Raw genomic sequence first — 12,760 nt, 5'->3', positions numbered from 1 at the left:
TCATACAAAAGCAGCCTAAAACCAACTGCACTTAACATTAAACATACTACTGCCATGAAAAATTACGAAACTTTAGTGGATGCCACTAACGATTTATTAAAAAGAGGATACGAAGCTAATTTAAGTCTGGAAGGTGATACTCTGGATGACAAATCAAAAGATATACACATGACTGCTGACGACTTTGAGGTAGATGAATTTTACCGTTTTGAAGGAGCTAGCAATCCGTCAGATATGGCTATTGTTTATGCTATATCTTCAACTAAACATAATCTGAAAGGCACCCTGGTTGATGCTTACGGTACGTATGCCAACAACAGTGAGTCTGCTATACAAGCCAAATTACACCACCATCAGGTAAGTGATAACCTGCACGGTAGTGACCGTCCAACAGCTTAAAACAAGCTATATAAATTTTAATGCAACGGTGCCCTGCTATACATTTAGTAGGGCACCGTTGTGCATTAAACATACATGATATTTTAGTCCTTCACCAATTCAGATGTTGTATTTTCAACAGCTGAGTTTATCTATTCTACCCTTGCAATTACAAGCTTTTAATCAGCCACAAAGATGCTAACAGCTATTAAAGTTGACACCTGTGTAACATTAGCGTTTCATAAAATTGATGTTTCCGTAATAAAAGAATTACCTTTGTCGGTCTAAAAAAAATTGTTCTCTTAAACATGGTTAAATTCAACCGTTTTGTACTGAGCAATGGCCTGCGGGTAATTGTTCATGAAGATCATACTACACCCATGGCGGTAGTTAACATTTTATACGATGTTGGTGCTCGCGACGAAAATCCCGAACAAACTGGTTTTGCGCATTTGTTTGAACATTTAATGTTCGGTGGTTCGGTCAATATTCCGGTTTACGATGAACCATTGCAGCGTGTAGGTGGCGAAAATAACGCCTTTACCAGCAATGATATTACTAACTACTACATTACTCTGCCTGCTGCTAACTTAGAAACTGCTTTTTGGTTGGAGAGTGACCGTATGCTGAGCTTGGCTTTTAGTGAAAAGAGCTTGGAAGTGCAACGCAATGTGGTGATGGAAGAGTTTAAACAACGTTACCTCAACCAGCCCTATGGCGATGTGTGGTTGCGTTTACGCCCGTTGGTTTACAAGAATCATCCTTATCGTTGGGCTACCATTGGCAAAAACCTGGAACATATTGAACATGCCAAGATTGAGGATGTAAAAGCGTTTTTTCAGAAACATTACAATCCGCAAAATGCCATTATGGTAGTAGGGGGTGATGTGACTGTTGAACAGGTGCAACAGCTTTCTGAAAAATGGTTCGGTAGCATTCCAACCGGCGAAAAATATAACCGCAACCTGCCACAGGAGCCGGAACAACACGAAGAACGTCGGGAAACAGTAACCGCTAAAGTACCTTTGAATGATGTTTACATTGCTTTCCAGGTACCCGGCCGAAGTGATAAAGAGTACTACGCTATTGATTTGATATCAGATATTTTATCAAGAGGTCATTCATCACGTTTATACCGATCGTTGGTTAAGGAACAGCAACTATTTAGCGAAATACATGCATACTTAACCGGCAGTTTTGATACAGGTATGCTGGTGGTTGAAGGCAAACCGCTGGAAACTGTATCTATAGAAGAGGCTGAAGCTGCCGTGTGGAAAGAGCTGGAAAAAATAGCGGCTGAACCCGTACCAACCGGAGAGCTGACGAAGGTAAAGAATAAGACCGAGTCAACTATGGTATTTGCCGAAATGGCATTGCTGGATAAGGCCATGAACTTGGCTTATTTTGAGTTGTTGGGTGATGCTGATGATTTTAACCATGAAGTGGATAAATACTTAGCGGTAACTGCCGAGCAGATACAACAACAAGCTAAGGCTATTTTCCAGAAGGATAATTCATCTACCTTAATTTACTTAGCTGAAAAGAGCGAGGCTGTGCCGGCTTAAACTACGAGTTATGTTAAACAGAACTACTGCGCCTGATTTCAGGACCATCAACAATATTAATTTAATAGAACCCGGCCATACTGTATTAGATAACGGCTGCCAGGTTTACTGGTTTAACTCCGGTGATCAGGATCTGGTACGGGTAGAGTGGATATTTGGCAATCTGCGTTTTGATCCTGCTAAGCCTTTGCTGAATTTGGCCGTAAATGCATTATTAAATGAAGGTACGTCAACCCTGAGTGCTGCGCAGATTGCAGAAACAGTTGATTACTATGGCGCCTTTTTACAATCGGACTATGGGTATGACCAATCGCAATTAACTATGTATAGCCTTAACCGGCATTTACAGCATACCTTGCCGGTGGTTAAATCCATACTGACCGACAGCCAGTTTTTTGAGCAGGAGCTGGAGACTTACATCCGTAACCAGCAGCAAAAGCTACAGGTAAGCTTGCAGAAGAATGATATACTGGCCCGTCGTGCTTTCAATAAAGCTTTATATGGAAATACCATTTATGGCTTAACTGCCGAAGCGCAAGATTTTCAGCAATTACAACGGACCGACTTGCTGGCACATTTTAAGCAAATGTACCAGCCATCCAATTGTACATTGATTATTGCCGGAAAAGTAGATGAAGATGCACTTAGCCAAATTACTTCGGTGTTTAATACCGATTGGCAAAATGCTGCCATGCCTGCCGATACAACGCAGCCAGCTTTACAGCCAGAACAAGAACGCTTTTACTTTACAGAAAAGCCTAATGCACTGCAATCGGCTATCCGGATTGGTGGTCCGGCAATTAACCGTACCCATCCTGATTTCCCGGCTGTGCAGGTTTTAAATACCGTATTAGGTGGTTACTTTGGTTCGAGGCTAATGGCGAACATTCGTGAAGATAAAGGCTATACCTATGGTATTGGTTCAGGCATTTCCTCACTAAAACATGGCGGAGCCTTTTTTATTGCCAGTGAGGTAGGAGCTGATGTATGCCGTAGTGCGGTTGAAGAAATTCAGAAGGAAGTTAATCTGCTGAAAACTGAGCTGATACCAGAAGATGAATTATCTTTAGTACGTAACTACATGCTAGGTTCGCTGCTGGGTAGTTTAGAGAATGTGTTTTCACATGCCGATAAGTTCAAAAATGCTCATTTCTCGGGGCTAGACAATTTCTATTACCAGAAATATACCGAAGTGGTGAAAACCGTTACTGCAGAGCAACTGATGCAACTGGCGAATAAATATTTGAACTTTGATGATTTTTACAAAGTGATAGTAGGTAAGTATTAATTCTGATACTGCTACCAACACGTTGTTCTTATAAATAGAAAGGAGAAATCTTTTTCAGCATTATGGCTTAAAAGATTTCTCCTTTTTGTTTTGTATAATACTTTAACCCTTAATCGTCTTTTTTCTTGCTCTCTTTTACAATCACGAAAACGTCTTCGTTAGGCTTTTTCATGAGGTATTTTTCGCGGGCAAATTTTTCCAGCTTTGCACGGTTGGAAGTAAGCTCATCTAAATCTTTGCTTACCTGAGCGGTTTCTTTCTGGTAAAAGTCGCGTTCCTGTATCAGCTTATTCAATTGCTGACGGTGTTCGTATTGGGAGTACAAATCATTTTTATCAAAAAACAGCATCCATACCATAAAAGCTATCGTTACTAAAAAGTATTTGTTACGAAGCAGATCCACCACGCGTTTCATTCCAATAGGTATGTTAAAATTCATTTTAAATGTATGTTTAAAAATGAGAGCTTATAAGCAAATGAGTTAACCTTTTACGGCTGGTTTACGGCTATTGTTTGGTCGCCTGTTATTATTACGACCACCTGCCGATCGGTTATGCTGTTGTTGTGCCGGTTTGCTTTGTAATTCTTTACGGTGTTTTTCGGCTGTTGTGAGTTGCTTTAAAGGATAAGGGTGTGCCTCATTTACCGGAATGTTTTTAGCAATCAGCTTATGAATATCCTTCAGGTATTCTTTCTCTTCCTCGTCGCAAAAAGATAACGCTATACCGCTAGCCCCAGCACGACCGGTACGACCAATGCGGTGCACATAGGTTTCAGGTACGTTAGGCAGCTCAAAATTAATAACGTGGGTTAAGTCATCCACATCAATACCACGAGCGGCAATATCGGTAGCTACCAGCACACGGGTAGTACGGTTCTTAAAATTGGTAAGTGCCCGCTGGCGTGCATTCTGCGATTTATTGCCATGTATAGCTTCGGCAGTAATGCCGGCACGACTCAGGTCTTTTACCACTTTATCAGCGCCATGTTTGGTACGGGTAAACACCAACACTGTTTCAATGCTTTTATCTTTCAGAATGTGATTTAGCAATGCCTTTTTGTCGCCTTTATCTACAAAGTAAACTTCCTGCTGTATGGTATCAGCTGTTGACGAAACAGGCGTTACTTCTACCTTTTCCGGGTTATTTAATATCGTATCGGCCAGTTGTTGAATTTCATTAGGCATAGTAGCCGAAAAGAACAAGGTTTGGCGTTTAGCTGGTACTCTAGCAATGATTTTTTTTACATCATTCACAAAGCCCATATCCAACATGCGGTCGGCTTCGTCCAGTATTAAAAACTTAATATGGTTCAGGTGTATGAAACCCTGGCTCACCAAGTCTAGCAGGCGGCCTGGGGTAGCTACTAAAATATCTACACCTTTTTTCAGTGCATCAGTCTGCGGGTTTTGTGATACGCCACCAAAAATTACTAAATGCTTTAAGCCGGTATGTCGGCCATAGGCGGCTAAGCTTTCATCTATCTGTATAGCCAGCTCACGGGTAGGCGTAAGAATTAAAGCTTTAATGGCCTTTGGTTCTTTATGCTGTGTGCGCTCCTGATATAACAACTGTAGCAATGGAATGGAGAAAGCTGCTGTTTTACCAGTACCGGTTTGTGCACAGCCTAGCAAATCTCGGCGTTGCAGTATAATAGGAATAGATTGCTCTTGTATAGGCGTAGGTTGAGTATATCCCTCAGTTTCTAGGGCTTTCAGGATAGGCTCAATTAAATTTAAATCTTGAAATAACATGTATTATGAATATCGTATATGTAAGCTGTACAGACGTGTACAGCATTGGTAATAAGATTAGTAACTTGAAATTTGATGTACTTGTTTCAGTTACAAAGATACGATTAAATATCCATATAGCAGGAAAGCCGGCTTGGTGGAGCCGGCTTTCACATGATGATTGAAACTAATTAATGAAACTAGGTTCTTATCTGTTTTTTACGTATTTGAAATTTTTACCGATGAATTTAGCATTAGCGCCTAATTCTTCTTCAATACGTAGTAATTGATTGTATTTAGCGATCCTGTCTGAACGAGAGATTGAACCGGTTTTAATCTGACCGCAATTTAAAGCTACAGCTAAGTCGGCAATGGTAGCATCTTCAGTTTCACCTGAACGGTGGCTCATTACTGAGGTATAACCATGAGTTTGTGCTAAACTTACCGCATTGATAGTTTCGGTTAATGAACCAATCTGGTTTACTTTAACCAAGATAGAGTTACCGATATGCTGATCAATACCTTGTTGTAAACGGATTACATTAGTAACAAACAAATCATCACCAACTAATTGAACTTTTTCGCCTAAACGTTCAGTCAGTAATTTCCAACCATCCCAGTCATCTTCAGACATGCCGTCTTCTACCGAAACAATAGGATATTTTTCTACTAATTGAGCTAAATACTCAACCTGCTCTTCGCTGGTACGAACGGCACCTTTTTCGCCTTCAAACTTGGTATAATCGTATTTGCCGTCAACATAAAATTCTGAAGCAGCACAATCCAAAGCTAAAAATACTTCTTCACCTGGTTTGTAACCTGCTTTTTCAATGGCTTTTAAAATGGTTTCTGCCGCATCTTCAGTGCCTTCAAAAGTTGGTGCAAAACCACCTTCATCACCTACAGCAGTTGATAAATTTCTGTCATGCAAAATCTTTTTCAAGTTGTGGAATATTTCACTACCCCAACGCAGCGCTTCTGAAAAAGATGGAGCACCCGCAGGCATAATCATAAACTCCTGGAAAGCAATAGGCGCATCAGAGTGTGAACCACCGTTAATGATGTTCATCATCGGGATAGGCAGGGTGTTAGCGTTTACGCCACCTACGTAGCGGTATAAAGGCTGACGGCTTTCTTGAGCAGCAGCTTTAGCCACGGCTAATGATACGCCTAGAATAGCGTTAGCACCTAAGTTACCTTTGTTTTCTGAACCATCAATTTCCAGCATCAGCTTATCAATAGCATTTTGCTCGAATACGTCCATGCCCTGTAGTTCTTTAGCCAGTTTATCGTTTACGTTGGCTACAGCTTGCAGTACACCTTTACCCATGTATTTGCTTTTGTCATTATCGCGAAGTTCAACAGCTTCGTGGGCACCGGTTGAAGCGCCTGAAGGTACCGCCGCCCGACCCAGGGCTCCGTTTTCAGTTAAAACATCTACTTCAATAGTAGGATTGCCGCGAGAGTCCAGAATCTGGCGGGCGTGAACATCAATTATTAAGCTCATAGTGCTATCAGTTTGATAAGTGTATAATTATTATACAAAAATTTGCGGGGCTAAGATAAGTGCAATAAATGAAATTGTAAATCTTAAATCACTAGCCTTAGTGTTTTATTTACAATAGCTGCCGCAAATTGTTTTAGCTTAATGAAGCGTTATTTATTTGCGCTGTATATTGTAGGTAGCTGTGAGTATCAGGTAATTTTTATCGTTGCTGGATAGGGTAGCATAATTGCGCTGGTTGATGTAACCCGCCTGTAATAAGAATGCTTTGTTGAACTGATAGCCTAAGGATGGCGAAAAGCGATTTCGCTCCAAATTAGGTTGTTTATTGTTAAAGAAAACCTCTCCAAACGCTGCGGCAAAAAAGGTTGTGGGCGATAGCACAGGTTTATTAATGGGTACAGTTACATTAAGCCGATACCGGAAGCGGTTCAAATAACCGGTATTCAGAAAGCGTTGCTCAATACGGTAACGGTGTTCCAGTTTAACGCGGCTGATATAATGGTTGTAGGTAAGCTGTTCCCATAAGCGGGTTTCAGTAATTTGCGGACCATCATCAACTGCATCATAGCCGTAAGTAGTGTACCGGCCTGTACCTAATAATACATAACTGTTTTTATCCAGATTATAACTAACTCCGGCTTTTACTTCATAGTAATAGAAATGGCTAGTTACATCGTAGTTCCGGTTTTGAGCTTCAGCATAGCCGCCCCAATGGTGCAGGTCATTACCCGGAAGGTTTACGGTAATGATATTCCAGCTACCTAAACCTTTATATTGCGCTTGCGCAGTAAACTTTGTAATTGTTGATAATAGAAGTAAGAGGAAAAGTTTTCGCATAAATGCCATTGTTAAATAATTGTTAACAATGGCGAAAGTATAAATCTTATACTTAATATTAGCTTAATGCACTATTCCCATTTAAAAGTTTTTACAGCAATTATGTAAATGCCAATTCCCCAAAGTAACAGAACAAATAACTGATGAGTAACATCGGTGATGGCGGCACCCTCAAAGGCCACTTTACGCATGGCATTGTTAAGGTGTGTTAAGGGCAACACATTGCTAATGGGCTGTAACCATTTTGGAAAAGCAGCTGTTGAAAAAAACGTTCCTGATAATAAAAACTGGGGCAGGGTAATAATGTTAGACAACGGCGGTACACTGGTTTCATTTTTAGCCAAGCCGGATATGATGAAGCCAAAGCCCATGAAGATAATCAACCCGATAAAAGCTAAAAGCAGCATATTGAGTACGGTAACCGCCCCGTGTACTAAGGTAAAGCCAAACGCCAGATGTCCGATCATGATAATAATAATGGCTCCTAACAAAGCAAAAGCAACACGGGCTAGCATTTCGCCCAGTACAATGCTGTATTTTCTTACAGGTGTTGCAAAAAACCTTTTGATAACCAGGGTTTGCCGTAAGCTTAAAAATACGAAAGCCGTTCCAAATACCCCAATGTTAAGTAGGGAAAAACCGAGCTGTCCAGGCAAAATAAAATCGATGTATTTGTATTCGCGACCTTTTACCGTAGTTTCGGTTAGCTGGGCTACTATAGGAATATCATTTGAAACCTGAGTATTAGTTTGATACAAAATACTACTCAGTATTGATTTTAAGATGCTTCCTTTATCAGGAGAAGCAGAGGTATAATGCACGTTTATTGATAATGACGGTTTTATTTGTCCTGCTAAAGGCGGATAAATTATCCATCCACCTGATTTGTTGTTCTTACTTTGATTGTTAGTGATTTGAACAACTGCATCAATGCTCCCTTTTATTAGGTTCTTTTGCATTTCGGCTTGATTTTGATTAGTAATTATATTAACAACCTTGCTGTGTTTCAATATCTGATACACCGAGTTTAATGTATCACTGCCTTTTGCCAAACCAACATCCACACTAACGCCGCCATTGCCAATATTGGCAAAGATGACAATGAAGATTAATGGAAACAATAAGCTGAATACTACTGCTGAAGGGCTACGCAGTATAGAACGTAAACTGGCACGCGCAATAGCTAACGTAGCATTAAGATTGCTGTAAGGTTTGGTGTTCATGTGTATGGGATAGTGATTGATAGGGGAGATTGATTAGTGCATAATGATATATGAGGAGTTCATTAGCTTATAGTGAATGGTGCCATACTTCAACTAAGAACCATTAACTGTGAACTAATTTATCCTTCACGCCATTCCTTCCCGGTTAGGTTGATAAAGACATCTTCTAAATTGGCTTGTTTAACCTGCTTTTTGCGTTCAAAACCTGAGGCTACCAACTGGTCAATAAAGTGGTCAGGTGTATCTAGACCGATAATTCGGCCACCATCTACAAAGGCGACACGATTGCACAGTTCTTCTGCTTCATCCATGTAATGAGTTGTAATTACTATAGTAGTACCGCTGTCTCGTATTTGTCGTATTAAATCCCAAAGGTTACGGCGGGCCTGTGGATCGAGACCGGTAGTCGGTTCATCCAGAAATATAATACGCGGATTGTTGAGTAGGGTAGTGGCAATAGAAAAACGTTGCTTTTGCCCGCCAGACAGGTCTTTGTATTTTGCTTTCGCTTTATCAGTCAAGGCTACTTTTTCCAGCATATCCATTGGGTTTACCTTTACACCGTACAAGCCCGAAAACAGGACCAGTAGCTCATACAAGTTCAGATTAGGATAATAACCAGCTGCTTGCAACTGCACACCAATACGCTGTTTAATGCTGTTGGCATCCGCATCAATAGAAAAGCCATCTACCATTACCTCGCCCGAAGTTTTGTTGCGAAGGGTTTCAATAATCTCCAGTGTGGTAGTTTTACCTGCGCCATTGGGGCCTAGTAAGCCAAAAATTTCACCCTCGTAAACCGTAAAGCTGATGCCATTCACGGCGGTAAAATCACCATATTTTTTAACCAGGTTGTTAACTGTGATAATAGGTTGTGCTATCATGGTATAAATATATACCAACAAAAAAAAATCCTGATGCACTTTTCGGTAAACAGCATCAAATAAGCGGTGAATGGCAAAAAAACTTGGTTGATTATTATAAACCTTTAATAAAAGGTATGTTGCTGGTATCAGCTAATACTACCCAATAAATAGGCCCGCTTCTAAGGGCGGGTCTATTTATTGGGTATTGGATGTGGATGTTACTTCTTTCCTTTTTCTAACTCGCTTTCTGACTTGAGTACTTTATTGCCGTTAGCCTGTTTAATCTCGTAGGCAGGCTCATCTTTACTGGCATTGCGTTTTACCTTAGTGCCTTTAATGGTTTTTTGAACTGGCTTGTCATGCTTTTCTTCAATTTTGCCTTCAGCTTCTGATTGGCCCCAGTTCCAGTGTACGGTATCTCCCTTTTTCATAGTGATGTTGTTTTCAAGGGATACAACAAAATTGCTGCCGTATTTGGGCCTTAGAACTTTTAAAAGTAAATGAATCTATTTTACAGTAACGGTATCTACAATAGTGTGGGTACTATCGCGGCCTAAAAACTTCAAGTAGTAAGTACCCTTAGCAGTTGGTTTAAATTTGTAGGTAGCAGTTGTAGTATTTACGATGCAGGTTTGGCAACTATTGCTATCTACATATAAAGTAATATGGCTGGTTTGGCCCAGCGTATCTGTTTTAAAGTTGCGAAAGGCGGTGTAAGTGCGGCTATGCGGCCAGGTAACTAAATAGCTTACTTCCTGGTTAACAGAAGTAGTAGTAGGCCCGCTTACACTAGCTACACTAATTTTGATAGTACTTACCGAGTCGGGCGTAATCAGCATATCTTTCAAATCTGCTTTTTGGCAGGAAGCAGCAAAGAAAAGTATAATCAACATTACAATAGGTAAGCTTTTGGCCATAGTTATTTATTAATTAAAAACAGTTTACGCAGTATAGTAATACAAGGTTTTAGTGAGTATGTTTAATTAGTTAATAGTAAAGCTACCCGTTTAGTTTTAACTTAACAATAAGTATGGATGAATATTTAAATTGTATCGGTTAAGTTGCAATTGCAGATATAAAAAAAGCCAGGCAATTATACCTGGCTTTTATACAGAGATTAATCTGTTATATTATTTCATTAAATCTACAAAATCATCAAACAAGTAGCGGCTATCATGTGGGCCGGGAGATGATTCAGGGTGATATTGTACCGAGAATGCTTTTTTATCTTTTACCCGAATGCCTTCAATAGATTGATCGTTCAGGTTTACGTGGGTAATTTCCACTTTATCTGATGCGCGTACCGCATCCTGCACCACACCAAAACCGTGGTTTTGTGAAGTTACCTCGCAATGATCTTTAATCACGTTTTTAACCGGATGGTTCAAGCCACGATGACCGTTAAACATTTTTTTGGTTGGAATGCCATTGGCCAAAGCCAATAACTGGTGGCCTAAGCAAATGCCAAACAAAGGTTTGTCGGCATCTAAAATTTCTTTTACGGTATCAACAGCGTAAGGCATAGCCGAAGGGTCGCCGGGGCCATTGGAAATGAAGTAGCCGGTTGGCTGAAAATCTTTCTCCATTTCTTCGAAAGAGGTTTTAGCCGGATATACCTTAGCATAAACATCACGATCAGAAAAGTTACGCAGAATATTTTTCTTTACGCCTAAATCCAGCACTGCTACCCGGTAAGGAGCATTTTCATTGCCAAAAGTATAAGTTTCAGTAGTAGATACTTGTGAAGACAACTCCAAACCATCCATAGAAGGTACAGCCGCCAATCTGCGTTTCAGTTCTTCCACATCTAAAATTTCTGAAGAAATAATAGCGTTCATGGCGCCTTTATCACGTATGTGGCGTACCAGTTGGCGGGTATCAATATCTGATATACAGGTAATGTTCTGCTCCTGAAAATAATCCTGAATAGATTCATCAGCTTGTTTGCGGCTATAAGCAATGTTATAATTTTTACAAACCAAACCTGCAATCTGTATTTTACTCGATTCGGTTTCTTCCTTGCTGATACCGTAGTTGCCGATATGAGCATTAGTGGTTACCATAATTTGCCCGAAATAGGAAGGATCGGTAAAAATTTCCTGATAGCCGGTCATGCCGGTATTGTAGCAAATCTCGCCTGTAGTGGTACCTATTTTGCCGGCTGCTTTGCCATGAAAAACAGTTCCGTCAGCCAGTAACAATACAGCCGGTAATTTGGTGTAATTTGTCATCTTACAAAAATTATAAAAGGATTAACGATAAGCCGGTTGGCCTGGTGTGCAGCTCCGTGAAAACAGTTGGAAAGAAGAAGTAAACATGCTTCTGTATTCACGCTGCAAAAATACGTAATTTTAATATTGATAGCATGTCAAAAATGCAATAAATTATTAACAGGTAGTTTCTACCTTTGCAGGGCAGCTTTAACCACTGTTTAGCATTTACCATGTCAGTAAATAAAGAAATTAAACGCGTTACCACCCACAGCCTTCAGGCTATGAAAAGTAAAGGCGAAAAAATAGCCATGCTTACTTCCTATGATTACTCAATGGCTGCTATTGTTGATAATGCCGGCATTGATGTGATTCTGGTAGGTGACTCAGCTTCTAACGTAATGGCGGGACATGAAACCACATTGCCTATCACGCTCGATCAGATGATTTATCATGCTTCATCAGTAGTGCGGGCAGCAAGCCGGGCACTTGTGGTGGTTGATTTGCCTTTTGGCTCATACCAAGGCAACTCAAAAGAAGCGCTGAGTTCGGCTATCCGTATCATGAAAGAATCGGGCGCGCATGCGGTAAAATTAGAAGGTGGTATAGAAATTGCCGAATCAGTAAGCCGTATCCTGACTGCCGGTATTCCGGTAATGGGGCATTTAGGTTTAACACCGCAATCTATTTACAAGTTTGGTACTTACACCGTAAGGGCTAAGGAAGAGGCTGAAGCACAAAAGCTGAAAGATGATGCTTTGAAACTACAAGAATTGGGCTGTTTTGCGGTGGTGCTGGAAAAGATTCCGGCTGTATTGGCGGGCGAGGTTACGCAAAGCCTGCAAATACCAACTATTGGTATTGGCGCTGGCCAAGGTTGTGACGGACAGGTGCTGGTTATTCATGATATGTTGGGCCTGAACAAAGGTTTCCGTCCGCGGTTTTTACGCCAGTATGCTAGTTTGTACGAGGTAATGAATGATGCTATAAAGCATTATGTAAGTGATGTAAAAGCACAAGCATTCCCAAGCGATAAGGAACAATATTAAAACTAGAATTAATAAACAAGAGCTGAGAGCCAAGACTCACATTTTAAGTAAAGTTTAAATTAGGTATAGCTTGATTAAACGTTCATTTTATTTAACTGTATCCGA

Annotated in this window: 13 protein-coding genes; 4 read left to right on the top strand and 9 right to left on the bottom strand. The window is 40.4% G+C overall.

Features of this window, described 5'->3' with window-relative positions:
• Positions 1–54: 54 nt before the first annotated feature.
• The 3 genes from HH214_RS03190 to HH214_RS03180 all read left to right on the top strand — a co-directional run bounded on the left by HH214_RS03190 (position 55) and on the right by HH214_RS03180 (position 3,231).
• A complete protein-coding gene (locus HH214_RS03190; RefSeq protein WP_169605970.1) occupies positions 55–399 on the top strand; it encodes a phosphoribosylpyrophosphate synthetase in 345 nt (114 codons plus the stop codon).
• Between the two features lie 287 nt (positions 400–686).
• Entirely contained in the window at positions 687–1,943 is a 1,257-nt protein-coding gene (locus HH214_RS03185) for a M16 family metallopeptidase (RefSeq protein WP_169605969.1), read from the top strand.
• Between the two features lie 10 nt (positions 1,944–1,953).
• Entirely contained in the window at positions 1,954–3,231 is a 1,278-nt protein-coding gene (locus HH214_RS03180) for a M16 family metallopeptidase (RefSeq protein WP_169605968.1), read from the top strand.
• A 109-nt stretch (positions 3,232–3,340) separates the two neighbouring features.
• Here the strand turns inward: HH214_RS03180 and HH214_RS03175 are convergent, their stop codons facing one another.
• The 9 genes from HH214_RS03175 to carA all read right to left on the bottom strand — a co-directional run bounded on the left by HH214_RS03175 (position 3,341) and on the right by carA (position 11,627).
• On the bottom strand, positions 3,341–3,670 hold the full coding sequence (locus HH214_RS03175) for an FtsB family cell division protein (RefSeq protein WP_390622371.1): 330 nt from the start codon (positions 3,668–3,670) through the stop codon (positions 3,341–3,343).
• Between the two features lie 42 nt (positions 3,671–3,712).
• Positions 3,713–4,984, bottom strand: coding sequence for a DEAD/DEAH box helicase (locus HH214_RS03170; protein WP_169605967.1), 1,272 nt, complete (start codon positions 4,982–4,984; stop codon positions 3,713–3,715).
• A gap of 187 nt (positions 4,985–5,171) precedes the next feature.
• The gene (gene eno / locus HH214_RS03165) at positions 5,172–6,470 is read right to left on the bottom strand and encodes a phosphopyruvate hydratase (protein WP_169605966.1); all 1,299 of its coding nucleotides are present in this window, start codon (positions 6,468–6,470) and stop codon (positions 5,172–5,174) included.
• 153 nt (positions 6,471–6,623) lie between these two features.
• Positions 6,624–7,307, bottom strand: coding sequence for a DUF2490 domain-containing protein (locus HH214_RS03160; RefSeq protein WP_169605965.1), 684 nt, complete (start codon positions 7,305–7,307; stop codon positions 6,624–6,626).
• Positions 7,308–7,378: 71 nt separating this feature from the next.
• Positions 7,379–8,530, bottom strand: coding sequence for an ABC transporter permease (locus HH214_RS03155; protein WP_169605964.1), 1,152 nt, complete (start codon positions 8,528–8,530; stop codon positions 7,379–7,381).
• A gap of 119 nt (positions 8,531–8,649) precedes the next feature.
• A complete protein-coding gene (locus HH214_RS03150; RefSeq protein ID WP_169605963.1) occupies positions 8,650–9,414 on the bottom strand; it encodes an ABC transporter ATP-binding protein in 765 nt (254 codons plus the stop codon).
• 200 nt (positions 9,415–9,614) lie between these two features.
• Positions 9,615–9,827 (bottom strand): hypervirulence associated TUDOR domain-containing protein, encoded by a 213-nt coding sequence (locus tag HH214_RS03145; protein ID WP_211166299.1) that lies wholly within the window; start codon positions 9,825–9,827, stop codon positions 9,615–9,617.
• Positions 9,828–9,902: 75 nt separating this feature from the next.
• Positions 9,903–10,313 carry a hypothetical protein gene (locus HH214_RS03140; protein WP_169605962.1) on the bottom strand — a complete coding sequence of 137 codons (411 nt, stop codon included), beginning with the start codon at positions 10,311–10,313 and terminating at the stop codon, positions 9,903–9,905.
• Between the two features lie 213 nt (positions 10,314–10,526).
• Complete coding sequence (gene carA / locus HH214_RS03135; RefSeq protein WP_169605961.1) at positions 10,527–11,627, bottom strand: glutamine-hydrolyzing carbamoyl-phosphate synthase small subunit; 1,101 nt, start codon at positions 11,625–11,627, stop codon at positions 10,527–10,529.
• A 212-nt stretch (positions 11,628–11,839) separates the two neighbouring features.
• On the opposite strand from carA, the gene panB reads away from it, so the two are divergent.
• Positions 11,840–12,655 (top strand): 3-methyl-2-oxobutanoate hydroxymethyltransferase, encoded by an 816-nt coding sequence (gene panB / locus HH214_RS03130; RefSeq protein WP_169605960.1) that lies wholly within the window; start codon positions 11,840–11,842, stop codon positions 12,653–12,655.
• The last annotated feature ends 105 nt before the right edge of the window (positions 12,656–12,760 follow it).

Source organism: Mucilaginibacter robiniae (genome assembly GCF_012849215.1).
Lineage (GTDB): Bacteria > Bacteroidota > Bacteroidia > Sphingobacteriales > Sphingobacteriaceae > Mucilaginibacter > Mucilaginibacter robiniae.
Note: the sequence above shows the minus strand (reverse complement) of the source record. Positions and strands in the feature narration are given on the sequence as shown.